At 66.0% G+C, this 23,328-nt stretch carries 23 protein-coding genes; 12 read left to right on the top strand and 11 right to left on the bottom strand.

Going from position 1 to position 23,328, the window contains the following annotated elements:
• Positions 1–6: 6 nt before the first annotated feature.
• Positions 7–1,398 carry a hypothetical protein gene (locus ACOQPI_RS09385; RefSeq protein WP_420619389.1) on the bottom strand — a complete coding sequence of 464 codons (1,392 nt, stop codon included), beginning with the start codon at positions 1,396–1,398 and terminating at the stop codon, positions 7–9.
• A gap of 61 nt (positions 1,399–1,459) precedes the next feature.
• Here ACOQPI_RS09385 and ACOQPI_RS09380 point away from each other — a divergent pair, with 61 nt between their 5' ends.
• Positions 1,460–2,878 (top strand): hypothetical protein, encoded by a 1,419-nt coding sequence (locus ACOQPI_RS09380; protein ID WP_420619388.1) that lies wholly within the window; start codon positions 1,460–1,462, stop codon positions 2,876–2,878.
• Between the two features lie 31 nt (positions 2,879–2,909).
• Here ACOQPI_RS09380 and ACOQPI_RS09375 read toward each other — a convergent pair whose 3' ends face one another.
• Complete coding sequence (locus tag ACOQPI_RS09375) at positions 2,910–3,224, bottom strand: L-rhamnose mutarotase (RefSeq protein WP_420619387.1); 315 nt, start codon at positions 3,222–3,224, stop codon at positions 2,910–2,912.
• Positions 3,225–3,308: 84 nt separating this feature from the next.
• The gene (locus ACOQPI_RS09370; RefSeq protein WP_420619386.1) at positions 3,309–4,061 is read right to left on the bottom strand and encodes an SDR family NAD(P)-dependent oxidoreductase; all 753 of its coding nucleotides are present in this window, start codon (positions 4,059–4,061) and stop codon (positions 3,309–3,311) included.
• Positions 4,062–4,193: 132 nt separating this feature from the next.
• On the opposite strand from ACOQPI_RS09370, the gene ACOQPI_RS09365 reads away from it, so the two are divergent.
• Genes ACOQPI_RS09365 through ACOQPI_RS09345 form a run of 5 tightly spaced genes read left to right on the top strand, consistent with a single transcriptional unit; the run spans position 4,194 to position 8,427 of the window.
• Positions 4,194–5,294 carry a Gfo/Idh/MocA family protein gene (locus ACOQPI_RS09365; RefSeq protein WP_420619385.1) on the top strand — a complete coding sequence of 367 codons (1,101 nt, stop codon included), beginning with the start codon at positions 4,194–4,196 and terminating at the stop codon, positions 5,292–5,294.
• A 28-nt stretch (positions 5,295–5,322) separates the two neighbouring features.
• Positions 5,323–6,192, top strand: a complete 870-nt coding sequence (locus ACOQPI_RS09360) for a sugar phosphate isomerase/epimerase family protein (protein WP_420619384.1) — start codon at positions 5,323–5,325, stop codon at positions 6,190–6,192.
• A complete protein-coding gene (locus ACOQPI_RS09355) occupies positions 6,189–7,196 on the top strand; it encodes an alpha-ketoacid dehydrogenase subunit beta (RefSeq protein WP_420619383.1) in 1,008 nt (335 codons plus the stop codon). Before ACOQPI_RS09360 ends, ACOQPI_RS09355 begins: the two co-directional genes overlap by 4 nt.
• Entirely contained in the window at positions 7,193–8,176 is a 984-nt protein-coding gene (locus tag ACOQPI_RS09350; protein ID WP_420619382.1) for a thiamine pyrophosphate-dependent dehydrogenase E1 component subunit alpha, read from the top strand. The genes ACOQPI_RS09355 and ACOQPI_RS09350 overlap by 4 nt, the downstream gene beginning before the upstream one ends.
• 11 nt (positions 8,177–8,187) lie before the next feature.
• Entirely contained in the window at positions 8,188–8,427 is a 240-nt protein-coding gene (locus tag ACOQPI_RS09345) for a biotin/lipoyl-containing protein (protein ID WP_420619381.1), read from the top strand.
• A gap of 26 nt (positions 8,428–8,453) precedes the next feature.
• Here the strand turns inward: ACOQPI_RS09345 and ACOQPI_RS09340 are convergent, their stop codons facing one another.
• Positions 8,454–9,524 (bottom strand): LacI family DNA-binding transcriptional regulator, encoded by a 1,071-nt coding sequence (locus tag ACOQPI_RS09340; RefSeq protein WP_420619380.1) that lies wholly within the window; start codon positions 9,522–9,524, stop codon positions 8,454–8,456.
• Positions 9,525–9,661: 137 nt separating this feature from the next.
• Here ACOQPI_RS09340 and ACOQPI_RS09335 point away from each other — a divergent pair, with 137 nt between their 5' ends.
• A complete protein-coding gene (locus tag ACOQPI_RS09335) occupies positions 9,662–10,768 on the top strand; it encodes a mandelate racemase/muconate lactonizing enzyme family protein (RefSeq protein WP_420619379.1) in 1,107 nt (368 codons plus the stop codon).
• A gap of 51 nt (positions 10,769–10,819) precedes the next feature.
• Here the strand turns inward: ACOQPI_RS09335 and ACOQPI_RS09330 are convergent, their stop codons facing one another.
• The gene (locus ACOQPI_RS09330; protein WP_420619378.1) at positions 10,820–11,707 is read right to left on the bottom strand and encodes an amidohydrolase family protein; all 888 of its coding nucleotides are present in this window, start codon (positions 11,705–11,707) and stop codon (positions 10,820–10,822) included.
• A 98-nt stretch (positions 11,708–11,805) separates the two neighbouring features.
• On the opposite strand from ACOQPI_RS09330, the gene ACOQPI_RS09325 reads away from it, so the two are divergent.
• Genes ACOQPI_RS09325 through ACOQPI_RS09310 form a run of 4 tightly spaced genes read left to right on the top strand, consistent with a single transcriptional unit; the run spans position 11,806 to position 15,629 of the window.
• Positions 11,806–12,552 carry an SDR family NAD(P)-dependent oxidoreductase gene (locus ACOQPI_RS09325; protein WP_420619377.1) on the top strand — a complete coding sequence of 249 codons (747 nt, stop codon included), beginning with the start codon at positions 11,806–11,808 and terminating at the stop codon, positions 12,550–12,552.
• Between the two features lie 28 nt (positions 12,553–12,580).
• A complete protein-coding gene (locus ACOQPI_RS09320) occupies positions 12,581–13,729 on the top strand; it encodes a mandelate racemase/muconate lactonizing enzyme family protein (protein WP_420619376.1) in 1,149 nt (382 codons plus the stop codon).
• On the top strand, positions 13,729–14,496 hold the full coding sequence (locus ACOQPI_RS09315) for an SDR family NAD(P)-dependent oxidoreductase (RefSeq protein ID WP_420619375.1): 768 nt from the start codon (positions 13,729–13,731) through the stop codon (positions 14,494–14,496). The genes ACOQPI_RS09320 and ACOQPI_RS09315 overlap by 1 nt, the downstream gene beginning before the upstream one ends.
• Before the next feature lie 14 nt (positions 14,497–14,510).
• Complete coding sequence (locus ACOQPI_RS09310) at positions 14,511–15,629, top strand: hypothetical protein (protein WP_420619374.1); 1,119 nt, start codon at positions 14,511–14,513, stop codon at positions 15,627–15,629.
• Positions 15,630–15,636: 7 nt separating this feature from the next.
• On the opposite strand, the gene ACOQPI_RS09305 is transcribed toward ACOQPI_RS09310, so the two are convergent.
• From ACOQPI_RS09305 to ACOQPI_RS09285, 5 genes are all read right to left on the bottom strand, one after another.
• On the bottom strand, positions 15,637–16,743 hold the full coding sequence (locus ACOQPI_RS09305) for a M24 family metallopeptidase (protein ID WP_420619373.1): 1,107 nt from the start codon (positions 16,741–16,743) through the stop codon (positions 15,637–15,639).
• Between the two features lie 5 nt (positions 16,744–16,748).
• Positions 16,749–18,416, bottom strand: coding sequence for a lipoyl synthase (gene lipA / locus ACOQPI_RS09300; RefSeq protein ID WP_420619372.1), 1,668 nt, complete (start codon positions 18,414–18,416; stop codon positions 16,749–16,751).
• Between the two features lie 7 nt (positions 18,417–18,423).
• Complete coding sequence (locus ACOQPI_RS09295) at positions 18,424–19,752, bottom strand: dihydrolipoamide acetyltransferase family protein (protein ID WP_420619371.1); 1,329 nt, start codon at positions 19,750–19,752, stop codon at positions 18,424–18,426.
• A gap of 41 nt (positions 19,753–19,793) precedes the next feature.
• Entirely contained in the window at positions 19,794–21,191 is a 1,398-nt protein-coding gene (gene lpdA / locus ACOQPI_RS09290; protein ID WP_420619370.1) for a dihydrolipoyl dehydrogenase, read from the bottom strand.
• Positions 21,192–21,575: 384 nt separating this feature from the next.
• On the bottom strand, positions 21,576–21,878 hold the full coding sequence (locus ACOQPI_RS09285) for a lipopolysaccharide assembly protein LapA domain-containing protein (RefSeq protein ID WP_420619369.1): 303 nt from the start codon (positions 21,876–21,878) through the stop codon (positions 21,576–21,578).
• Between the two features lie 66 nt (positions 21,879–21,944).
• Between ACOQPI_RS09285 and ACOQPI_RS09280 the strand changes: the two genes are divergently transcribed.
• Positions 21,945–22,841 carry a TIGR01777 family oxidoreductase gene (locus tag ACOQPI_RS09280; RefSeq protein WP_420619368.1) on the top strand — a complete coding sequence of 299 codons (897 nt, stop codon included), beginning with the start codon at positions 21,945–21,947 and terminating at the stop codon, positions 22,839–22,841.
• A gap of 6 nt (positions 22,842–22,847) precedes the next feature.
• Here ACOQPI_RS09280 and ACOQPI_RS09275 read toward each other — a convergent pair whose 3' ends face one another.
• Positions 22,848–23,306 (bottom strand): ribonuclease H family protein, encoded by a 459-nt coding sequence (locus ACOQPI_RS09275; RefSeq protein WP_420619367.1) that lies wholly within the window; start codon positions 23,304–23,306, stop codon positions 22,848–22,850.
• Positions 23,307–23,328: the final 22 nt, after the last annotated feature.

The raw sequence follows: 23,328 nt of genomic DNA, 5'->3' as shown, positions 1-23,328 counted from the left end.
AACCCCTCACACCGCGGCTAGTTGAATCCCCAGCAAATCGGCCACCGCGCCGAGGTCGCCGCGCCGAGCGCCGGGAAGAAGCGCGGCATGGTGGGTGGCACCGGCCTGACACCAGCGTTGGTACGCCTCAGCTACCGGCGCCGACGAGAACCGGAACATGGCGTTGGGACCCTCCATGTGGTGATGCCGTGAACCGATGACCTCGCCCTCGGCCACCACCAGGATCCAGCCGCCCGCCGCCCCCGATGCCGGGGTCAGGCTCACCAGCGTGGCCGGACCAACGGGCATTTCGAAGGCCACCGCCACGCCGGGGCCGTTGTCGCCGCGGTAGTGGTCTTCGGGCAATAGCCGAATGGTCGATCCCGGCGCCCGACCCGAGTAGTCGCCCTCTCCTCCGTTGGCCACCAAGATCCAGTTGCCGGGCAGGTCGAGCTGATAGAGCTCGCAATACAGGGCCGAGTTTGCCACCGCCTTGCCCAGCATGAGCGCGATGGCGGTCGGAATATCCCCAGTACAGGCAAACGGGCTGCCTCTCTCGCTCATCCGGCTCACCCCCAAACAGGCGGTTATCCCCACTCCCGGATTCCACCGCAGGGTCGGGCCGTGGCAGTTCACCGCCCCGCCACCCAGCCCGCGGGCGTCGCACAGGCCTTCGAGGGCAACGCTCAACCGGCATGACCGCTCCAACACCTCACCGGAAACCGCCTCGGCATCGGCCACCTCTTGCACTTCCTCGATCTCCCGCCGCACATGGGCCTCGGTAACCGCGGCGTACGCCTCCGACAGCTCCGGGGCGGTGATGGCCTCCACCCGCACGCCCAGCCGAGCCAGATCGCCATCGGTGGCCAGCACGTCGCTGTAGCCGTCCATGGGCTGGCCCACCAGCGCGATCGGCCGCCGCCGTATGGCGGTCACCGCCGCCGCGGCCCGCATCGCCTGATCCAGCGTGGCCGACATCTCCGGTGTGCCCAACTCCCCCACCACAGAGGCAAAGGGGCACCCGTTGCGCACCAGCACGTTGGTGAACATCACCAAGCCCACCGGGAGGCTGCGAGCAGTTGCCATCTCGGTGTCGTAGTCGTCGGGCACCACCCCGCTCTCTTGGGCGCCCAGAACCACCACCGGCACGTCCGCGCCGCTCAAAGCTTGCTCGGCCCAGGCCGGAGGCGCGGCCATGGTGGGGGCGAACACCACCATGTCCACCTCCTCGCGGGCGAACACCTCGGCCGCGTGCACCGCTTGGTCCATGCTGTCCACCAGTCCGGGATCCACCACCTCGCCGTAGGCGGCCAGCAACTCCCCCACCGCCGTGGCATATTGGCGGCGGGTCTCGCGGAACCCGGCCGGCATGGCCTCGTCGAAGAGCCCGAAGTACACCGAGAGCTGACCAATCCTCACTGCAATCCCTTCCTTGCCGAGCGGCCCTGCACACTGGAAACGATTCTGGCACAATGCCTCCATGCTCACCGCCGGCATCGCCCGAGTGGACATCACCCCGTCGGTCCCCATCGATGTGGTCGGCTATTCCCGTCGAGCGGAGCCGGCCCGGCACATAAGGGCGCCCCTGACCGCCACTGCGCTGGCCCTGAGCTCAGGTTCCACCACCGCAGTGGTCATCGCCGCCGACGTGCCGTTCCTGCTGCCCGCCCACGCCGACCGGCTGCGAGCCGAGATCGCCGACGCACTCGGCACCTCGGCCGACCATGTGATGATCAGCGTCAGCCACACCCACGGCGGACCCACCACCCATGCCCACGGCGTGAAGATCGGCGGACGCCAGCGAGAGCGCTCGGCCAACGAACGCGAGTTCATCGACTCATTCCCCCAACAGCTCGCCGCCGCGGCAACTCAGGCCGCGGGCCGCATGGAGCCGGTGCGGGCCGCCGGCGGGGTCGGCACGGTGGACCTGGCCGTGAACCGGCGGGAGAAGAACGCCGAGGGCCGGGTGATCCTCGGGTGGAATCCCGACAAGCCCGTTGACCGCGACGTGGGAGTGCTGCGAATCGACCGATTGGACGGCACGACCTTGGCCGTGGTGGTGAACTATGCCTGCCATCCGGTGGTGGTCGGCCCCGAGGATCCGGGGGTGAACCCCGACTTTCCGGGTCCAATGAGAGATCTGGTGGAGCAAGTGACAGATGCCACCTGCCTGTTCTTGCAAGGGGGATGCGGCAATCTGCTCCCGTTGGAGGGTTTTTTCGACTATCCCGGGCCCGAACAGGCCTTCGGACGCAAGCTGGGGGTGGAGGTCCTGCACGTGCTGGAGCAGATAGACCCGATCGAACGGCGGCTGGAGCGGATCGACTACGGCTCAGTCACCCCGATAACCCTGCACCGGCGGGTGGCCATCGAGCCCCAACCCGATCAGGAGCTGGCCGCAGTGGGACGCGTGGTGGAGCTACCGCTCAAACCGCTGCCGTCGCTGGCCGACCTGGAAGCCGAGCGCGATGGCTATCAGCGGGAACTCGAAGACGCTCGCCAAGCAGGCGCCGACCAGGCAGCCCTCAACCCCATCGAGTACCACCTCAACTGGGCTGAGGACGCCATCGACCAACTGCGCCAGGGCGAGGTCGCCCCCAGCGTCCCGGCCTTCCTCCAAGCCCTGAAGATCGGTGACACGGTGATCGCCACCATGCCCGGAGAGGCGTTCTCGGAGCTGTCTATCGAGGTGAAACAGCGCTCGGCAGCCGCCACTACCCTGTTCTCGGCCTACACCAACGGCGTGCTCACCTACATGCCCCCGGCGGCGGAATACCCCGACGGCGGGTATGAATGCGACTACGCCCACCACTCCTACGGGCTGGTCGAGCAGATCGCGCCCCAAAGCGAGCGAATCCTGGTGGAGACCAGCGTGGAGTTGATCTCAGTAACCTGGTGAGCGGCTCGCCCCGAGGTCGATCTTCAGGAGGTCAATCCTGGTGCCACACCTCATCGGCCCAGTACAGGTTGCCCTCGTCGTCGGCCAAGCTCACGATCACTTCCTCGAACCACTTCGACCAGCGGGCGTTGACCTCCGACTCGCCCACCTTGGCGAACGCGGTCTCGACATCGGGATGGCACTCCACGTAGGCGATCACCTGCGTGCCCCGTCGAAACAGGGTGTAGTTCTTCAAACCGGCGGTCTGGATGAGCTCGACAAGCTCCGGCCAGATCTCGTCATGGCGCTTCTTGTACTCATCAGCCATGTCCGGGTAGATCTCGAAGGTAAAACAGGCACGCTCCATAGCCGGCAAGTTACCCGGTGGCTGCGAAACGATTCCAGCGGCAACCGCGGGGGAGGTCTCCTCTCCCTCTGGGCCCATCGCCCCTCAGTCGATGAGGAAGCCCCCGTTCACATCCATCACCTCGCCGGTGATGAACTCAGCTTGCTCGCCGGCCAGGAACAGCGCTGCTTGGGCCACGTCGGTCGGACGACCCAGCCGCCCAACCGGGATGCGGTCGGCCAGATCGGCGATCCCGGTCACCATGTCGGTGTTGATGAGGGCAGGGGCCAGTGCATTGGAGGTGATCCCAAACGGGGCGTACTCGGTGGCGATGGCCTTGGCCAGGGCCATCACCCCGGCTTTGGACGCGCCGTAGGCCGCGGTGTTCTTGGACCCGCCGGTCTTGCCCGCGCTCGACCCGATGGAGATGACCCGGCCCCACCCCCGCTCCCGCATCTTGGGCAGCACCCGCTTGCTGCACAGAAAGCAACCCGTGAGGTTTACCGCCATCATCTGGTCCCAATCACCCAGCTCGGTCTCCTCCAGAGGCTGGATGGCGAATATCCCGGCATTGTTCACCAGGATGTCCACCGGTCCCCATGCCGCCTCCACTTGGGAAAAGGCCGCATCCACCGAGGGCTCGCTGGTCACGTCACATTCGGCGAACATGGTGTTGTCGGCTTGGTCTAGCGCCGACCGGTCTTCGGGCGCTCGAACATCGAGGAGGGCAACCCGAGCACCGCCGGCCAGCAGCGCTTCGGCCACCGCCCTTCCGATTCCCTGGGCTGCACCAGTCACCGCCGCGATCCGACCGGCCACACCCCCATGCCCGACCTCAGAACTCGAGATGTCCGTCATCGCTTTGCACACTTCCCTATCACGCCGACTCCACAAGCAAGGCTACGGACTCGAGATGTCCGCCATCACTTTGCAGGCTCCTCTGCTTGGTTCCTAGGCTGGAAACGTTACCGGCTCTTTTCAGGAGGCGACATGACGTCCAACGAGAAAAAGGTCCGTGTCGGTGTCATCGGCGCGGGGTCTTGGGCAATCAGCAACCATATTCCCGTCTTGGCGGCGCGGGACGACGTGGAGTTGGTGTCGGCCGTGCGCAAGGGACGCGACGCATTGGAGTCGATCGGCGAGCGGTTCGGCTTCTCCCACCTGAGCGAAAACTATCGAGATGCCCTCGACCAGGGACTCGATGCCGTGGTGGTGGCCAGCCCCTCCGGCCTCCACCACGAGCACGCCAAGGCCGCCATGGAGGCAGGCGCAGACGTGCTCTGTGAGAAGCCCTTCACCGTGGAGCCCGCCGACGCTTGGGACCTCCACCGCACCGCCGAGGAGTTGGGCCGAAATCTGGTGATCTCCTTCGGTTGGAACTACGGGCCACTGGGCATGGAGGCCAAGAGACTCATGGACGAAGAGGGAGGCGTGGGCGAGGTGGAGCACGTCATGGTGTCCATGGCGTCGGGGACCCGCGAGCTGCTCACCTCCACTGGCGGCGGCGGATATGAGGGATCGGCCGAGGGATTCGCGCCCGAGGCCGCCACGTGGACCGACCCCGCCTTATCGGGTGGCGGATACGCCCCGGCCCAGATCTCCCACGCCATGGGCCTGGCCATGTGGCTGACCGGTGATCGGGCCCGAGAGGTCTTCGCTTTCATGAACAACCGGGGGGCGCGGGTAGACCTCCACGACGCCATCTCGGTGCGATATGCCTCGGGGGCCACCGGATCAATTAGCGGCGCAAGCTGCCCTGGTCCCGCCAACGCCATCGACGATCCCGACGAACCGTGGCCCCGCCACCAGCTCCTAGTGCGCCTCTACGGCTCCGAGGGGCAGCTCATCGCCGACTTGGAGCGGGATTTCCTTTGGCTGTACCGCAACGACGGCCTCGACCTAAAGGTAGACCTGCCCCGCCACGCCGGCCTCTACACCTGCGATGGGCCTCCCAACACGCTGGTGGATCTGGCCCAGGGTCGGGATGCGGCCAACCTATCGCCCGCCGAGTTGGGCGCCCGCACGGTGGAGGTGGTGGCCGCCGCCGAGCACAGCGCCCAGTCGGGCAGCGTCGTGCAGGTCGGCGATTGAGACCAGCTTGCGCATAGAGGAAACCAGCTTGCGCATAGGTGTTGACAGCTACTCGTTCCACAGGTACTTCGGGGAGCTGAGAGAGGGCGAATCCCCTGTCGACCAGCGCTGGACTACCGATGACTTCCTGAACTCCTGTTCCGAACTAGGCGTCGACGGAGTGTCGCTGGAAACTTGCTTCTTGGACGGCGGCGCTGACGCCGAGGTGGAGTCGCTTCGCCAGCGCCTCGACCAGCATGGCTTCGAGCGGGTGCTGGCCTGGGGCCATCCAAGCGGGCTGGCCATGGGCCTCGATCCCGAGGCGTTCGCCGACGCGCTCGCTGCGGTGGATCGTGCCGCCGGACTCGGGTGCAGGCTGCTCCGCATCGTGGTGGGCATAACCCGTCATTTCGGCCAGGAGAGCGAAACCGAGGTGCTCCGCCGAGTGGTCCCCCAGGTAGCCGAAATCACCGATCGAGCTGAACAGCTCGATCTGGACGTGGCCGTTGAAACCCACTGCGATCTCACCACTGCCTCCGTCGGCAGCCTCGTCGAGCAAGTGGCCAGCCCCCGGCTGGGCGTGGTGCTCGACAGCGCCAATGTTGTCCGCATCGGCGAGGACCTATTGGCCGCCGCGGCTGCTCTGGCCCCCCACACCAAGATGATCCATGTCAAAGATCTGGATCTCCGATCGTCCACGCCCGGCGAGCCCGGGGGCCACTGGCCCGGCGTGCCCCTCGGCCTCGGCGACTTGGACATTGCCGGCGCCCTGGAGTTGATGGAAGCGGCCGGATTCGACGGGCTGGCCTGCGTAGAAGTGGCCGACATGGCCTCTGGCTGGTCAGAGCACGAGATCGTGGCCCAGTCTGTGGATTGGCTAGGCAAGTTCGCAACCGAAAGGCACCCATGCCCAGAATGAGAATGAACCAGGCCATATCGGCGGCCATCGCCGATGAGATGCGCTCTGATCCCGACGTGATCGTGTTGGGAGAAGACATCGCCGTAGCCGAGGGGCCGTTCAAGACATCGGCCGGGCTGCTGGAGGAGTTCGGCCCGCTGCGGGTGCGAGACACGCCGATCTCCGAGATGGGTTTCTTGGGCGCGGCGGTAGGGGCCGCGGCCACCGGATTGCGCCCGGTGGTGGAGATCATGTTTGTGGAGTTCCTCGGGGTGGCCCTCGACCAGCTCTCCACTGAGGGGGCCAAGTTCCACTACCTGTCGGGCGGGCTGGTCAAGGTGCCGCTAACCGTGCGGGCCTCTGTAGGCGCGGGGCTGGGCTTCGGCACCCAGCACTCCCAGACCCTGGAGAGCTGGGTGGTGGGCACTCCCGGTCTCAAGCTGGCCGTGGCCTCCGGGCCAGCGAACGCATACGGCTTGATGCGGGCCGCCATCCGGGACGACAACCCGGTGGTGGTGCTCGAGCCTCGGCGGCTGTACGCCCAGCGCGAAGAGGTCACCGTGGGAGAAGAAGGCATCATCGCCTTGGGGACTGCCCGTCAGGCGGTTTCCGGGGACGACGCCACCGTGGTGGCGCTGGGATCAACCGTGGGCGCCGCCACCGAGGCGGCTGCCGCCGCATCATGGTCGGCCGATGTGATCGACCTGCAATCACTGCAACCGTGGGACAAAAACATGGTGTACGAATCGGTGGCTCGCACTGGACGGCTGGTCACCGTGGAGGAGAACCCGCTCTCGGGCGGTTGGGGCGCCGACATCGTGGCCGCAGTGGCCTCTGACTTGTTCGATGAGCTAAAGGCCCCGCCCCTGAGGATCACCGCTCCCGACGTGCCCGTGCCGTTTGGCAAGGAGCTAGAGGAGCGGTACATGCCGTCTTCGACCTATGTGGGCGAGCAGGTCGCCGAATTGCTGGACACCGGTCGGGTGCCGCCCCCGTGGTGGCAACGCGAGGAGATAACGCCATGAGCACACCATTGGAACGCCGACAAGCACTGCAACAAGACCGCCTGGTCCGCTACGAGCGGATGGTGGAGATTCGGGCGCTGGAGAACAAGGTGCAAGACCTGTTCGACGAGGGCCTGGTCCACGGAACCACCCACCTGTGCCTGGGCCAGGAGGCCGTGGCCGTGGGAGTGGCGGCCGCCGCCCGGACCACCGACCAGGTGACCTGCACCTACCGGGGACACGGCGTGGCCTTGGCCCTCGGACTGACACCGGTGCAACTCCTAGGAGAGATCCTGGGCCGAGAAGCGGGTTCCATCGGCGGCATAGGCGGCTCCATGCACCTTTGCGACCCGGAGATCGGCCTGATGCCCACATTCGCCATCGTCGGCGCCGGAATCCCGGTAGCCGCGGGGGCAGCGCTCACCGCCCAGGTGCGAGGAACCGACGATGCCGCGATCGCCGTCTTCGGCGACGGGTCAACCAACATCGGCGCGTTTCACGAGGCTCTAAACCTCGCTGCCATTTGGAAGCTCCCGGTGGTCTTCGTGTGCGAGAACAACCAGTACGGCGAGTACAGCCGCATCGACCTGACCACACCGGTGGACGACATCGCCTGTCGGGCCGAGTCCTATGCCATCCCCAGCGCCATCGTGGACGGACAAGATCCCGACGAGGTGGCCGAGGCCGTGTCCGGCGCCCTAGACCAGGCCCGCGGCGGGTCCGGACCCACGCTGCTTGAGCTCAAGACTTACCGCTACGCGGGGCACTCCCGGGCCGACACCGCCCCCTATCGCCCCGAAGGGGAGTTCGAGCGCTGGTACGAGAAGGATCCCATCGTCAACTTCGGCCGCCAGCTGGTTGACGAGGGCGTTTTGGGCAATGACGGCATTGAGGAGGTCCAAGCCGCGGTCGACGCCCGGATCGACGCCGCGGTGGAACTCGTGCTGGCCAGCGCTCCCGCCCCGGTGGAGGCCATGTTCGCCAACGTGCTGGCACCCTGAGGAGCAATTCCGTGCGCTACACCATCAAGCTCCCCAAGTTGGGGGATACCACCGAGCTGGTGGTGGTTCTCGAATGGCTGGCCGAGGTGGGCGACGCCGTGACCGCGGGCGACGACCTGGTGCGGGTTGAGACTGACAAAGTGGACTCTGATGTCCCCAGCCCGGTGTCGGGAACCCTCGTGGAACACCTCGTGGCCGTGGACGATGAGGTGGACATCGGCGACCCCATCGCCGTCATCGTCTCCGACTGAAGTACGCCCCGGTCGAAAGACTCAGGTCAGCCCGCCGGCCCCGGCTGGGTGGAGGCCCGCCGAATCAGGGATGTGGGAATCTCGGTAACCAGGGGACCTTCGCCGCCGGCCAGCAATTTGAGCAACAGCTCCGCCGCCGCCTCTCCCATCTGCACCGCGTCCCGGTCGATCACCGTGATAGGGGGCGAGTGCAGTTCTGTGAGGGGAACGTCGTCACAAGACACCAGCGAGATGTCGACCCCCACTGTTCGCCCGGCCGCTTGCAGCGCCCGCAATACCCCGGTGAGCAGGAGATTCCCGCCGGCCACGATGGCGGTGGGCGGATCGTCGGCCGCCAGCAGTTCATGGGTGGCCTGCTCGCCGAAGGTTGCCGAGAAGCTGTCGAACTTCAACAGGTCTTCGGGAAGGTCGAGACCCCGGGCCCGGAACGCGGCCTTGAAGCCATTCACGCGCTCTCGAACCGGTCGCAGCCCCGGTCGTCCTGAGATCAACGCCACCCGGCGATGTCCCAGATCCAGCAGATGGTCGATGGCGGCCCGCATTCCATTGGCATGGTCGGACAACACGGCCGAAGCGTCGGCCGCCCCGCGTACCTGACGGTCTACCAACACCACTGGTTCGGACAGCTTCGCCAGTTCGGCCAAGGTGCCCGCCCGTTCTTCGTCGGCCACCGAGAGGATGAGCCCGTCGATTCGCCGCCACCGAAGCAGCCGGATCATGGCCTCATCCCGCTCCGGACTCCCCTCCGAATTTGTCAGCACCATGGAATAGCCCGCCTCGTTCAAGCGGCGTTCGGCACCCATGGCGATCTCGGCAAAGAGCGGATTGGAGATGTCGTTGGCGATGAACCCCACCGTCATGGTGGAGCCCCTTCTCAGGCTGGACGCCAAGAGGTTCGGCTCATAGCCCACGGCTTCGATGGCGTCGAGCACCTGCTTTCGCATCGACTCACTCACATCGGAATGGTCGTTCAGCACTCGGGAAACCGACGACAAGGCCACACCGGCATGGGCGGCCACTTCCTTCATGGTTACTTCTTTGGCAGGGATCGGCTTTTCGGCTGCCTCGTTGGTGCCGGCCTCATCGGGATTGGCCATATCCACCCCCCTTCTTAGGCTCGGTAGCGCAAGAGCATGTTTTCGCCGTATCGACAGTAGCGGGAATGGCATGGTTTGTGTTACTGGAAACGTTGCCAATACGCTGACTGACTGGACTAGATGAGGTAGTCAAGATCGTGAAGATCGAGCGCATTGAGGTAATTCCCGTCGTGGTCCCCCTCACGGAGACCTTCATGGGATCGAAGTACTCCATGTCGGAGCGAGCAACCTTGATCACTCGCGTCTACACCGATGACGGCGCCATGGGTGAGTGCTACAACGGCGACGAACCCGACACCCACCACGAGATCGCCCGGATCATCATCGACGAACTCCAGCCGCTCATCATCGGGGAGGATCCGCTGCTGGTGGAGCGGTGCTGGGAAGCCATGCTGCCTCCCACTTTCGACATTCTCCGGAACCGCAAGCTGGTGGTGATGGCGATGGGCGCGGTCGACTCCGCCCTTTGGGACCTGGCCGGCAAGGTAGCCGGCCTGCCCGTGTACAAGCTGTGGGGGGGCTACCGCACCAGCTTGCCCATCGTGGCCATCGGGGGCTACTACGGCAAGACCGACGCCCAGTTGGCCGCCGAGATGGAGGACTACCTGGAGATGGGCCTGGGCGGGTGCAAGCTCAAGATCGGCGGACTATCCCCGGCCGAGGATGCCCACCGGTTCAAAGTGGCCCAAGCAGCCGCCGGCGACGGCTTCGTGTTCACCGTTGATGCCAATCAGGGCTACACCGTGGCTGAGGCCGTGGAGTTCGTCCGCCTAGTCGGCCCCGAGAACATCCGATGGTTCGAAGAGCCGGTGCGCTGGTACAACGACGTGAGGGGAATGCGCGACGTGCGATTCATGGCCGGAGTGCCGGTGGCCGCCGGACAGAGCGAATTCAATCGCAAGGGCATGGGCGAGTTGATGAGCGCCGGGGCCATCGATGTCTGCAACTACGACGCATCCTGGGGAGGCGGACCTACCGAGTGGCGCCGGATCGCGGGAATGGCTCAGGTCTATGGGGTGGAGATGGGCCATCACGAAGAGGCTCAAATCGCAGCGCACATGCTGGCCTCAGTCCCTCACGGAACGTTTGTTGAGGTATTCCATCCCACACGTGACCCGCTGTTCTGGGACCTGATCGCCAACCTGCCCCCCATCGCCAACGGGACCTACACCGTCCCCTCGGGACCGGGCTGGGGTCTGGAGTTGGACTGGGACTACGTGGAGCACCACCGCGACGACCGGTAGCCCGGCCGCCGAAGAACTCCCCATCATCCCCGGTAGCCCGGCCGCGTTTATCTAGATCCGATAGATGCGCTCGGCGTTGGCTGAGAACAGCGCCACCTGCTCGTCGGGTGAGAAGTCGGCCACCAGCTCCACATAGGCGTCGAGCAACTCCCCGTAAGTGGAGTACATCCGATCCACCGGCCAGTTGCTGCCGAAGAACGAGCGCTCCACCCCAAAGGCCTCGATGCAGCCGTACACGTAGGGGCGGATGCTGTCCACCGTCCAGTTGGTTCCGGCCATCTGATCGCCCATGCCCAAGCCCGAGATCTTGACCACCGCGTTCTCCGCCTCGGCCAGTTTCGCCATGCCCTGGCGCCAGTTGGCGAAGTATTCGTCGTTGCGCTCCTGGGGGAACCCGGCGTGGTCGCAGATCAAGATGATGTTGGGGAACTTGCGGGCCAAGTCGGCGGCCTTGCCCATGTCCTCCCAAAGCACATCGAGGTCGTAGACCAAGTTGTACTTCTCCAGCAGGGCGTAGCCCCGGTGAAAGGCCGGGTCCACCAGATAGTCGCCCTCACCGAAGTCGCGCAGGCCTCGCATGTTGGCGAACTCGCAGTGGCGCTCGAGGGTTCCCTCCACATCGGATTGCTGAAGGCGGGCGTCGCCGGTTATGCCGGTGGGCCACCCGGTTGCGTCGGCCATGGCCTGAAGCCACTCGGTCTCGTCCACCGGATCGGCCGAGCCGATGGCCGCTTGGACATGGACGATCTTGGTCACATTCAGTCCCGCGGCGTCGGCTTGAAGATTCTCCACTGTGTAGCTGGTCAGGTCCTTCAACGGGCGAATCGCCCCTAGCTGGGGATGAATGGCGTCATCGGCCAGCCAGGCCCATTCCAGCTTGGGATGGGGCCGCTCCCAGAAGTGGACGTGTGTGTCAACAAATTCAAGCCCTTCAGCCATGCTGATTCCTCCCGGACAGTCGATTGGCCGTTACCCTACTAAAAACGTTTCCAGAAGTTCGGTGGGAGGACGATGCGAACCACACCACCCCGCGTGGCATGAGCGCTCCCGAGAGGCGGCGGGCGCTGGTCACCGGCGCGGCCAGCGGGATCGGCGCCGGCGCCGCCCGGCGCCTGCTGAGCGGAGGGGTGGAAGTGCTCGCCACCGACATCGACCGCCGCGGCCTCGCGGCGCTGTCCGAGCTCGGGGCCGAGCCATTGATCGCCGACCTGGCCGACCTCCGCGATCGAGACCGGGTCATCGAGGCCGCCCTAGGGGTGGACTTCATGGTGCAGGCCGCGGGCATCATTCGCCTGCTGCCCATCGAGAAGGTCACCGTTGAAGACTGGCGTGACGTGTTCGCGGTGAACGCCGAGGCGATGTTCTTCCTGTGTCAGGGGATCGGCGCCACCATGCCGGCGGACGGCGCCATCGTGAACCTCTCCTCCTCCTCGGCCAAGCTGGCCAATACCACCGAGGCAGCGGTCTACGCCGCCTCCAAGTCTGCGGTGCTGTCGATCACCCGGTCGTTCGCCTATTCGTTGGCGCCGATACCGGTGCGGGTCAACGCCATTTGCCCGGGCATCATCGACACGCCGATGCAAGACGCCGTGCTCGAGCAAGTGTCCGCCATCAGGGGAATGACCCCTGAGCAGCTATCCGACCTGCGGGAGACATCGGTGCCGCTGGGGCGCGGCGCAAGCCCGGACGAGATTGCCGAGCTGATCTGGTTCCTGCTCTCCGATGGCGCCGGTTACATGACCGGTCAGGCCGTCAATTTCGACGGAGGGTTGGTTACCTGGTGAGCACGCCGACGACGAGACGAGGCCGACCATGAAGATCGCGCGTGTAGAGGCCATTCCGGTCAGCTACCCCGAACCCAATGACTTCAACGCCATCCGCCACCTGTGCCTGGCCAAGATCACCTCTGACGACGGCACGGTGGGATGGGGAGAGTCGGTCACCATGTGGCCCGAGTCCAGCCTCGCCACCAAGGCGATCATCGAAGGGGTGGCTGATCTCGTAGTGGGCCAAGACCCAGTCCACTTGGATGCCATCTACCGATCCCTCAAGCACCGGGCCTGGTGGTACGGATACGACGGCGGCATCGCCTCGTTCGCCATCTCGGCCATCGACATCGCGCTGTGGGACCTCAAGGGCAAGGCCCTGGGGTGCCGAGTGCTGGACTTGCTGGGCGGACCGGTTCACGACCGCCTGCCAGCCATCGCCTCCTCCCACGCCCACCACGAGTCCATCCCCGATATGGCCGAGGAGGCAATCGACTGGCTCTCCGATGGCCTGCAAGGCATGAAGGTGGGTTTCGGCAAGCGAGGCAATGCCCGCTTGGGATTCGAGCACGACCGCGACGTGGCCTACGTGCAGGCCATGCGAGAGGCCATCGGTCCCGACAAGCACCTCATGATCGATTTGGGCTGGGCCATCAAGTGGGACATCCCCACCGCGGTCCGACGCACTCAAGCATTCGACGAACACGGGATCGACTGGATAGAGGAACCGCTTGGCGCCTGGAATCCCAGCGGCTACGCCGAATTGCGAAGCAAGACCGTGACGGCCATGGCCTACGGGGAAAAGGAGTGGACCGTCGATGGGTTCCAGCGGATCCTGGCCACCGGAACGGTGGATGTGGTGGGCTGCGACCCCGGCCGAGCCGAGGGGATAACCGGGTTCAAGAAGGTGACCGAACTAGTGGAGCAGCACCGCCGGCAGGCCAACGCCCACGCATGGTCGTCGGCCATTGTCTCCGCGGCCAGCCTGGCGGTGAGCTTCTCCAGCTCGGCGTGCAAGCTGTTCGAGCTGAAGCCGCTGGAGAACCCCATGCAGCATGAATTGGTGCCCGATCCCCTCGTCCATGTTGAAGGGTGGGTCTACCCCCCGACCGGGGCCGGCTTGGGCATAGAGGTGGACGAGCGGGTGGTGGACCGCTATCGCAGCGAAAAAGTCCTGGACAAAGGAGGCGGCTAATGGCATGGAGTGTGGGAGCAGGGCTGGAGGGCCGGGGCGTCATCGTGACTGGGGCGGCCGGCGGCATGGGCAAACCGGTGGCCGAGGCTTTCGCCACCACCGGAGCCCGGGTGATGGCCGTGGACTTGTATCAGAGCGCAGCTGACGAGGTGGTCGCTGGGCTGGAAGGAACGGACCACGTGGCCGTCGGCGCCGACCTGTCCGACCTGGATGCACACCAAGAGCTGGTGGACCGTGCTCGACGCGAGCTGGGTGGGGTGTATGCCCTCGCCCATCTGGCCGCCGTGCTGCAACGACGGGATTCCATGGACGAGGTGACCGAGCAAGACTGGGACTTCCAGGTGGACACCAACTTGAAGGCCACATTCTTCTTGTGCCGGACCGCGGCCAACGCCATGCGGAGCGCTGGCGAAGGCGGCCGCATCATCGCCTTCACCTCCCAAGGCTGGTGGACGGGAGGCTTCGGGGGCTCGGTGGTTTACTGCGCGTCCAAGGGGGGCATCGTCTCGATGGTCCGAGGGATGGCTCGCACCTACGGCTCTGATCAGATCACCGTGAATGCGGTGTCGCCGGGCCAGATCAACACCCCCATGCTGATGACCGACCTCGACCCCGAAGTGCTCGAGCAGCTCAGAGTGGCCACCCCGCTGGGCCGGGTGGCCGAACCTGAGGAAATGGCCGGAACGGTGGTGTTCTTGGCCAGCCAGCACGCATCGTTCATCTCCGGCGCCACCATCAACGTGAGCGGCGCCATGTTGATGTACTAGCTGAAAGGGCAGGCGTGAGCGACGAACCAACAAACCAAGCGGGCGATTGCCGCCCCGCACGAAGCATCTCGGGGACGGCATCGGCCCCGGCCACTCACTTGACCTGGTCGGATGCCATCAACAAGCGGGTCCGCACCGGCGACTGGGCTGACCAAGCTGTCTCCACAACAGCCAAGATTGCCGAGGCCATCGACGGAGGAGACTGGGAGACCGCCGCCCAGCTGGTGGACTACTGGATGGAGGAGGCCAAAGTCGTCCATGTGATCTATCAGGTTTGGGGCCAGGGATGGGGTTCCTTCTTGACCACCGCGGGCGTGGCCCAAGAGGATCTCGATGCCGAGGTTGTCCGAATCCGGGAACTGCTGGCTTTCCCCGATGGCGAGCCGTTCAATCCCGAGCCGCGATGGATGTCACTAGCCCACCTCGCCGGCGAACTGGGTAACCGGCTGCGCGCCTACGAGATCGATCCCGCTGAAGCTCACCGCCGACTGGATGAGCTGCAAGAAGCCTGGCGTCAGCTCCACGACCGAGGGGCCGATTTCCAGTCGGGCATGCTGAGCTTCGTGGCCAAGCGGTTGGGCGAGGCCGCGGTGGGCGACGCTTACGCCCATGTGCTCGCCCCCTATCTCGAAGAGCGCTATTCGCCGTTCGACCTGCGCGAGCAGAACTACCAGGACACCCTGTACCGCAACCTCTATCTGGCGTTCGAGGCGATGCGGGCCCATCTGGTGGGCCCCGATCGCACCGGCGATATGGAGGTGACCGAGGACAATGACAAGTTTGTGATCTCCTTTGATCCGTGCGGGTCGGGCAACCGAGGCCAACGTGGCGACTTTATTGAGGGCACCGGCTCCCGCTCCGAGCCGCCTTATGACTTCGGGGTCACCACGGAGGAGCACGACTGGGCCTGGAACGAGAAGGGCGTGTGCTACTACTGCGCCCACTGCTGCTACACGCTGGAGTTATGGCCGGCCCGCCAGTGGGGCCACCCGATCCGGGTGGTGGACTCCCCTCTCTACCCCGAAGAGACCGCCGGCTCAGAGCCAGCCAAGTGTACCTGGACCGTTTACAAGTCTCTCGAAGCCATTCCCGCAGAGGCGTACGTACGAATAGGCCTCAAAAAACCGGAATAGCCCCTGTTCAGACGTCGATCACGGCCAGGCGGTGATCGGTGGTGGTGAGGTTGTCGGGACCGTCGGTAGCGGCCACCACGATGTCCTCCAGGCGCAAACCCCACCGACCGGGGAGGTAGATACCGGGCTCGATGGAGAATGCGTGGCCGGGGCGCAATTCCTGAGTGTTGCCCTCCACGATGTAGGGATCTTCGTGGGCCTCGGTGCCGATCCCGTGGCCGGTGCGGTGGATGAAGTAGTCGCCGAATCCGGCCTCGGCGATCATGCCTCTCCCCACCCGGTCGACCGACTCGCAGCTATTGCCGACCACCGCGGCGGCAACTTGGGCCGCTTGGGCTTCGAACAGCACGTCGTAGGCATCGACCAGGTCAGCGGGGGGCTCGCCTAGGAACACACACCGGGTGATGTCGGAGCAGTAGCCCACCCCGTCGGCATCCATCATCGTCCCCCCGATGTCGCACAGCACGATCTCGCCCGGCTTGATCACCCGCTCCCCCGCCTCGTGGTGGGGGCTGGCCGCGTTCTCCCCCGCGGCCACAATGGCGAAGTTCACTCGCTGATGGCCCTCGGCCAGCAGTCGGCGGCCCAGCTCGGCCGACACCTCGGCCTCGGTCCGCCCCACCAACTCGATGTTGCCCGACCGAAGATCCACGGCCACCCTGTCCGCGGCGGCCGCCGCCAACCGCAGAGACTCCACCTCCGCGGCATCCTTCACCGAGCGCAGCGGGCTGGTCACCTCCGATGCCCGGCGGAACTCGGCCCGGGGCAGAAGTCGAGCCAGGTCCACCAGAAAACCAGCCCACATGCGGTCTCCAACTGCGATCACCGAAGCCGATCCGATGAACGACCGGGCCAGCGCGATGGGATCGTCAGTTTCATCCCACGCTGACACCGTGAACACACCAGGCTGCTCTTCGACCCTGGGCGCTTCCAAACGAGGCACGATGAGCCGGGCATCACCGTCTCGGGGTACCACCAGCATGGTCAGCCGCGGCAAAGCCATGGCCTCGTAGCCGCAGAAGTAGGGCATGTCTGCCCCAACGGACAGCAGAAGCACTTCCACTTGCTGCTCGGCCATCTGGGCCCGCAATCGTTCCATTCGCTGGTTGAACATCGGGATCAACCTACTCCTGCAACCCCGGCAGGAGAAGCCAAAGCCTGGGCGTGGGCGTGTTGGGCGTGGTGGGAACTGCGGGTTAGGGGGCTGGCTTCTATGTGGGCAATGCCCAGCGACTGGCCGACGGCCCGGAACTCCTCGAATTGGTCGGGCGGCACCCATCGGGCCACGGGCAGGTGATGGGTGGTGGGGCGCAGATACTGGCCCACGGTCACGATGTCAGTGCCCACCGCGGCCAGGTCGGCCATGGTCTGGACCACCTCTTCGTCGGTCTCGCCCAGCCCGACGATGATCGACGACTTGGTGGTGAGCCCCGCGGCCTTGGCCCGGGCCAGCACCGCCAGGCTGCGGGCGTAGCCCGCGGAGGGCCGAACCACCCGCTGGAGCCGGGCCACCGTCTCGATGTTGTGGTTCAAAACGTCGGGCCGGGCGTTGAAAACGACGGCCAGCGCGTCGGGGTCGCCCTTGCAGTCGGGGATGAGCACTTCCACCCTCACCCCAGGGGTGCGCGCGCGAACCGCATCCACCACGGCAGCAAAGCCAGCGGCACCACCGTCGGCCAGGTCGTCGCGGGCCACCGCGGTGATCACCGCGTAGTCCAAGCCCATGGCCTCCACCGCGTCGGCCACCCGCTCGGGCTCTGCGTGATCGAGCGGCCCGGGTTTGCGGGTGTCCACCAGGCAGAAGCCGCAGGCCCGAGTGCAGCGCTCACCGTTGATCATGAACGTGGCCGTTCCCTCGTTCCAACACTCATAGATGTTGGGGCAGCCAGCCTCCTCGCACACCGTCACCAGATTCCGGCTGTGCAAAACTGACCGCAGTCGCCGGAACTCGGGGCCGGTCCTGAGGGGCACCCGCATCCACTGCGGCTTGCGCCCATTGATGGCCAGCCCCTCGGACAGCCCAGCCTCGTCCATCCGGGATTGCAGCCGGACCGGTCGGCCGGGCACATCGCCCGGGCCCATCCCCCGGCTGAACGGGCTCAAGTCTTCGGGCCGCTGCCGCCACGCCACATCGGCCCGGTCTACTCCCTCCGCCCCCCAGCGGTCGGCGGCTCGGGCGGCCACCGCATCTACCACCTCCCGCATGGTCGCCCGCTGTCCTTCGGCGGCCAGGGAGGTGACCGCCTTGTCGGGGATGCCGCAGGGCACGATGCGATCAAACCAGTCCAAGTCGCAGTCCACGTTCAGGGCAAAGCCGTGCATAGAGCGGGTGCGGCTGAGGCGCACGCCGATGGCCGCGATCTTGCGGGGATTGTCGCTGTCGGGATCCACCCACACACCGGGGTAGTCATCCAGCCGGCCGCAGTTGGGCAGCCCCAAATCACCCAGCGCGTCGATCACCAATTGCTCCACCGAGCGCACGTAGGCCACCGTGTCGGCCATGCCCCCGCCCCGCTTGCCAGCCACGGTCATGATCGGATAACCGACAAGCTGTCCGGGGCCGTGGTAGGTGACGTCGCCGCCTCGGTCGGTGTACGCCACCTCGGCCCCCACTTCGACCGGATCCACCAAGATGTTGGCCTCGTCGCCCCGCAGTCCCAGGGTGAACACGTGGGGATGCTCCAACAGCAGCAAGTAGTCGCCACTCCGCTCGAACATGGCCTGCTGGCAGGCGTGGGCGTCCCGATACGACACCCGCCCCAACCATCGGATGCGAAGCGGGCTCATCGAAGGCTCATGGCATCTCGGCGTGCCAGTCGCGGGTTTCGATGATGGAGCGGAGGTGGTCCAAGAAGGCGGCCACGTAGGCCCCGTCGAAGGCCCGGTGGTCCCAGGCCAGGGCCAGCACCCCCACCGAGTGGATGGCGATGGCCTCGCTGCCGTCTTCGGCGGTGATCACCACCGGCCGACGGCGTATTCCGTCGGTGGACAAGATGGCCACCTGGGGCTGGTTGATAATGGGGAACTGCATCATGGTTCCCCACTGGCCGGGATTGGTGATGGTGAACGTTCCCCCGGAGATTTCATCGGCGTTCAGCTTCTTGGCCCGGGCCCGCCTCGACAGGTCGGCCACCTCTTCGGCGATCGCCGTCAGACGCTTGCGGTCGGCGTCCACCACCACCGGGGCCAGCAGCCCTTGGAAGTCGAGGTCGACGGCGACGGCCAGGTTGACGTAGTTGTGAACTACCAGCTCGTTGTCTCCCACCGAGGCGTTGATGTGGGGATACTCGTGAAGGGCATCGCACACCGCCCGGGCGATGAATGGGAGGTAGGTGAGGCTGAAGCCGTGCTCGGCCTTGAACTCCTCCCGGTGGGCCCGGCGCCCTTTCTCCACCCCTTCGAAGTCCACTTCCACCGCGGTCAGCACATGGGGCGACACCTGCTTCGACCGCACCATGTGCTCGCCGGTGATGCGGCGTATGTTGCTGAGTGGCACCACTGTGTCGCGTCCAGCTGCTGACGTCCGGGCAGGCGGCGCCGTTGGCGTGGTGGTGGGCGCAGAGGCCGTCGGCCGGCTGGCCGCGGTGCGGTTCTGGGCGATATACGACTCCACGTCGGAGCGGGTGATGCGCCCGCCAACACCAGTGCCGGTGATCTGTGAGGGGTCCAGCCCGTTCTCAGCGATCAGCCGGCGCACAACCGGCGACAACACGAATCGGCCACCGCCGGAAGCGGAGGTGCTCGGCGTTTCCGCAGGTGCGGGTGCCGGCTCTGGGGGCGGCGGTGGCGGTGGCGGTGGCGGAGCTGCTTCTGCTGCTGGCTCAGACGCGGGAGGCGGAGCTTCGGCCGCGGGCTCGGGCGGCTCAGACGCAGGTGGGGCAGCCGCCCCGCCCTCGCTCAGAACGGCGATCACCGCGCCCACTTCCACCGTGTCTCCCTCGGCGGCCACAATCTCCACCAGCACACCGGACATGGGCGAGGGAACCTCGGAGTCCACCTTGTCGGTGGACACCTCGAAGAGCGGCTCGTCTTCAGCCACCTCGTCGCCCACCTGCTTGTACCACTGGATGATGGTGCCCTCCATCACCGTCTCGCCCAGCTGCGGCATCCTCACCTCAGACATTGAGCCTCCCGTTCACTGTTCGTCCCAGCCAGCACTTCGCCTCAGTGCAGGGCCCGGCCGGTGAGCGAAAGCACCGACTCTCCGAATAGCTCGCTCATGGTGGGATGGGGCTGGATGAACTCGGCAACCTCCGGCACAGTGGCCTCCCAGTTCACCGCCAGATAGCCCTGGCCGAGCTGCTCGGTCACCCACGGACCCACCATGTGGACTCCGAGGATGCGCCCGCCGGTCCCGTTGTCGTCGCGGTCGGCAATGACCTTGACCAGCCCGTCGGTCTCCCCCACGATCATGGCCCGCCCGTTGCCCATGAATCGGTGCGTGGAGGTGACCACCTCGAACCCCGCCTCTTGGGCCGACGCCTCGGTGTGGCCCACGAAGGCCACCTCGGGATGGCAGTAGATGGCCCACGGGACGTTGCCGTAGTCCACCGGCGCGGGCGACTCCCCCAGCAGGTGCTTCACCACCAAAATGGCCTCGGCGAACGCCACATGGGCCAGTTGCGGGGTGCGAACCACATCGCCCACGGCGTACACCCCCGGTGCGGTGGTTTGGCAGAACTCATCGGCCACCACATAGCCCCCGTCGTCCACCTCTATCCCGGCGGCGTCCAAGCCCAGGCCGTCAGTGAACGGGCGGCGGCCCACACACACCACCACTGCGTCCACCGACAAAGGGTCGGCACCGTCGATGTCCAGCTCCACCCCGTCGCCGGTGTTCCGACAGCCGCTCACCGCGACGCCGGTGCGAATCTCGATCTTGCGCTTTTTGAACGCCCGGGTCAGCATCTTGACCACGTCGTCGTCTGCTCCCAGCAAGATCCGGGGCAGCGCTTCTAGAACGGTCACCTGCGACCCCAGATCAGCCAGCATCGAGGCGAATTCCAAACCGATGGCCCCCCCGCCGATGATCGCCGCCCGTTGGGGCAGCTCGGTGATGGACAACAGCTCGTCGCTGGTCATGATCCGCTCGCCATCCACCTCGAAGCCCGGCAGCGTGCGGGGCACCGACCCGGTGGCCAGAACCACATGGTCGGCGGTCAGCGTCGCATCGCCGGATTCTCCGCCCGACACCGAAACCGACCGGTCCGGGCCCAGCGTGCCCCAACCGTCCAGCACCGTGACTTTTCGGCCCTCCAGCAGCTTGCCGACGCCCTTGTGGAGCTGATCCACGATCTTCTGCTTGCGGGCTTGGGCCGCCCCCATGTCCACCGTCGGCGTTCCCGCGGCAATGCCGAATTGACCGGCATGGGCCACGGTGCGGTACACCGACGCCGTCTCCAGCAGCTCCTTGGCCGGGATGCAGCCCACGTGCAGGCATGTCCCGCCCAGCTTCTGCTTCTCCACCACGGCGACGTCGAGACCGGCGGCGGCACCGTACAGCGCGGCGGCGTATCCGCCGGGGCCACCGCCGATCACCACCACGTCATGGCTGCTGCTCATGGGATTCAGCCTATTCGGTAGTGAGCGGCGCAACTGCCGTATATGGTTGGGGGTGGAGCTAGAGGGGATCGAACCCTCCCGGCCAGGTGTCAAGTCTTCACCGGCCCGACCACGGGTAGCCCCATTTGGGAGAAAGCGCTGCTCTCTCCGAGGGCCGCACCGGGCCTTGAACAGAGGTCCGGTGCGGCTCCGTTCAGCATATACTGAGATATTCTGAAACTGGCTCAAACGCTCCAGCGGGTGTTCCCGCTGCCCAGACCCTCAGAGGTGCCCACCCCTGGTCAGCGCAGGATCAGCACCGCCTGAACGGCGAATGCCACCAAAATGGCCACCCCGCACAGCAGGGCCAGAAGGATCAACCGGCGAGTGCTCACCGCAGCAGGGTCAGCGGCGGCTGCGCCGTCGGCGGCCCATGTACCAGCCCGCGATCTCCGTGCAGACCACGCTGAGCACAATGGTGATCAACAGCAGCAGGAACAGCGGCAGATCCCAGTCCCACCCCAAGAAGTTGACCCGGGTCTCCTTCGTGTTCTGCGCGATGAACACAATCAGCGCCACCGCGGCCAGCACGCCGAGCACCATCCGGGCATTGATCTGCCGGAGCGCATCGGTAAACGACCGGGATTTCGGCTCAGCCCTCTCGGTGCCTTGGTGGTCGTAGGGGGGTCTCGGCTGCGGTTCAGACATAGGCCCACGCTACCCGCATCACCTGACGCAGAACCTGAAGACCCTAACTGCCCCTACACTTGGCCCATGAGAGTGGTTGTGGCCGGTGCGTCGGGGCTGATCGGGACCGCTCTGGTCGACCATCTCAACTCTTCGGGCCACCAAGTGGTCCGGCTGGTGCGCGATCCGGGGTCCCGGGCCGAGGACGCCCGCTTTTGGAACCCGGCCACCGGCGACATCGACGACAGCGCCTTCGACGGCATCGACGGGGTGGTCAATTTGGCCGGAGCGGGCATCGGCGACCGCCGCTGGAGCGAGCGCCGCAAACGCGAGCTTCGCCAGAGCCGGGTGGACGCCACCAAGCTGCTGGTGGAGGCCATGGGCGCGGCTGCCTCTCCCCCCGCGGTGCTGGTAGCCGGCACCGCAGTCGGCCTCTACGGAGACCGGGGAGACGAGCTGCTCGACGAGCAATCCGGACCTGGGACCGGATTCTTGGCCACCCTGGCGGCCGATTGGGAGGCGGCTGCCGCCGAGGCCCAAAATGCGGGCACCCGGGTGGCAATAGCCCGCGCCGGGCTGGTAGTGGCAGAAAGCGCCCCGTTCCTCACCCGTATGCTGCCCCTGTTCAAGCTGGGCTTGGGTGGACCGCTGGGCAACGGCCGACAGTGGTGGCCGTGGATCGCCTTGGAAGACCAGGTAAGGGCCTTGGCCTTCCTGCTGGAGTCCGATATCTCCGGCCCGGTGAACCTGTGCGCGCCCGACCCGGTCACGAATCGAGAGTTCACCCGGGTGCTGGCCTCGGTATTGCGCCGCCCCGCGGTAGTGGCTGTCCCCCGCTTTGGGCCTCGGCTTCTGCTGGGCCGGGAACTGGCCGATGGACTCCTGTTCTCCAGCACCCGGGCCCATCCTGTCGCCTTGACTGACGCAGGCTTCGAGTTCCGCCACCCCGACTTGCGAGGGGCGCTGGAGAAGATCCTGCGCTGATCGAACTCAGAACAGCGACTGCTCTTCCACCACGTCCTGAGTGTCGGCGGCCTCGGTGGCCAGGCGGTCGGCCTCGTCGTTCCACCGGTTCCCGGAATGGCCCTTCACCCAGTGGAAGGCAATGGATCGGGCCTCAACCTGCTCGATGATCTGCTTCCAGAGATCCTGGTTCGCCACCGGCTTCTTTTCGGCGGTGCGCCAGCCTCGGCGGATCCACCCCTCCCACCACCGGTCTTTGAAGCAATTCACCACGTAGGTGGAGTCGCAGTACACCGCCAGCGGCCCGTCCAGTGACCGCAGCGCTTCCAGCACCCCCATGAGCTCCATGCGGTTGTTGGTGGTCTGGGGCGCGCCGCCCGATCCCGACGGGCCATCGGGCACCACCCAACCCCATCCCCCGGGGCCGGGATTCCCCCGGCAGGCACCATCGGTGTACACCACAGTGGGCTTTCCAGTATCAGGCATCCGCTCATGCTGGCATGACCGC

Source organism: Candidatus Poriferisocius sp., assembly GCF_965219815.1.
GTDB lineage: Bacteria > Actinomycetota > Acidimicrobiia > Acidimicrobiales > Bin134 > Poriferisocius.
Note: the sequence above shows the minus strand (reverse complement) of the source record. Positions and strands in the feature narration are given on the sequence as shown.

What these genes read in the sequence shown, in the direction of transcription:
- ACOQPI_RS09375 (WP_420619387.1), bottom strand. Translation starts at nt 3,224, where the DNA reads ATGGAGCGTGCCTGTTTTACCTTCGAGATCTACCCGGACATGGCTGAT.
- lipA (WP_420619372.1), bottom strand. Translation starts at nt 18,416, where the DNA reads ATGAGCCCGCTTCGCATCCGATGGTTGGGGCGGGTGTCGTATCGGGAC.
- ACOQPI_RS09285 (WP_420619369.1), bottom strand. Translation starts at nt 21,878, where the DNA reads ATGTCTGAACCGCAGCCGAGACCCCCCTACGACCACCAAGGCACCGAG.
- ACOQPI_RS09305 (WP_420619373.1), bottom strand. Translation starts at nt 16,743, where the DNA reads ATGTTCAACCAGCGAATGGAACGATTGCGGGCCCAGATGGCCGAGCAG.
- ACOQPI_RS09325 (WP_420619377.1), top strand. Translation starts at nt 11,806, where the DNA reads ATGAGCGCTCCCGAGAGGCGGCGGGCGCTGGTCACCGGCGCGGCCAGC.
- ACOQPI_RS09315 (WP_420619375.1), top strand. Translation starts at nt 13,729, where the DNA reads ATGGCATGGAGTGTGGGAGCAGGGCTGGAGGGCCGGGGCGTCATCGTG.
- ACOQPI_RS09280 (WP_420619368.1), top strand. Translation starts at nt 21,945, where the DNA reads ATGAGAGTGGTTGTGGCCGGTGCGTCGGGGCTGATCGGGACCGCTCTG.
- ACOQPI_RS09355 (WP_420619383.1), top strand. Translation starts at nt 6,189, where the DNA reads ATGAGAATGAACCAGGCCATATCGGCGGCCATCGCCGATGAGATGCGC.
- ACOQPI_RS09275 (WP_420619367.1), bottom strand. Translation starts at nt 23,306, where the DNA reads ATGCCTGATACTGGAAAGCCCACTGTGGTGTACACCGATGGTGCCTGC.
- lpdA (WP_420619370.1), bottom strand. Translation starts at nt 21,191, where the DNA reads ATGAGCAGCAGCCATGACGTGGTGGTGATCGGCGGTGGCCCCGGCGGA.
- ACOQPI_RS09365 (WP_420619385.1), top strand. Translation starts at nt 4,194, where the DNA reads ATGACGTCCAACGAGAAAAAGGTCCGTGTCGGTGTCATCGGCGCGGGG.
- ACOQPI_RS09320 (WP_420619376.1), top strand. Translation starts at nt 12,581, where the DNA reads ATGAAGATCGCGCGTGTAGAGGCCATTCCGGTCAGCTACCCCGAACCC.
- ACOQPI_RS09370 (WP_420619386.1), bottom strand. Translation starts at nt 4,061, where the DNA reads ATGACGGACATCTCGAGTTCTGAGGTCGGGCATGGGGGTGTGGCCGGT.
- ACOQPI_RS09340 (WP_420619380.1), bottom strand. Translation starts at nt 9,524, where the DNA reads ATGGCCAATCCCGATGAGGCCGGCACCAACGAGGCAGCCGAAAAGCCG.
- ACOQPI_RS09350 (WP_420619382.1), top strand. Translation starts at nt 7,193, where the DNA reads ATGAGCACACCATTGGAACGCCGACAAGCACTGCAACAAGACCGCCTG.
- ACOQPI_RS09295 (WP_420619371.1), bottom strand. Translation starts at nt 19,752, where the DNA reads ATGTCTGAGGTGAGGATGCCGCAGCTGGGCGAGACGGTGATGGAGGGC.
- ACOQPI_RS09380 (WP_420619388.1), top strand. Translation starts at nt 1,460, where the DNA reads ATGCTCACCGCCGGCATCGCCCGAGTGGACATCACCCCGTCGGTCCCC.
- ACOQPI_RS09330 (WP_420619378.1), bottom strand. Translation starts at nt 11,707, where the DNA reads ATGGCTGAAGGGCTTGAATTTGTTGACACACACGTCCACTTCTGGGAG.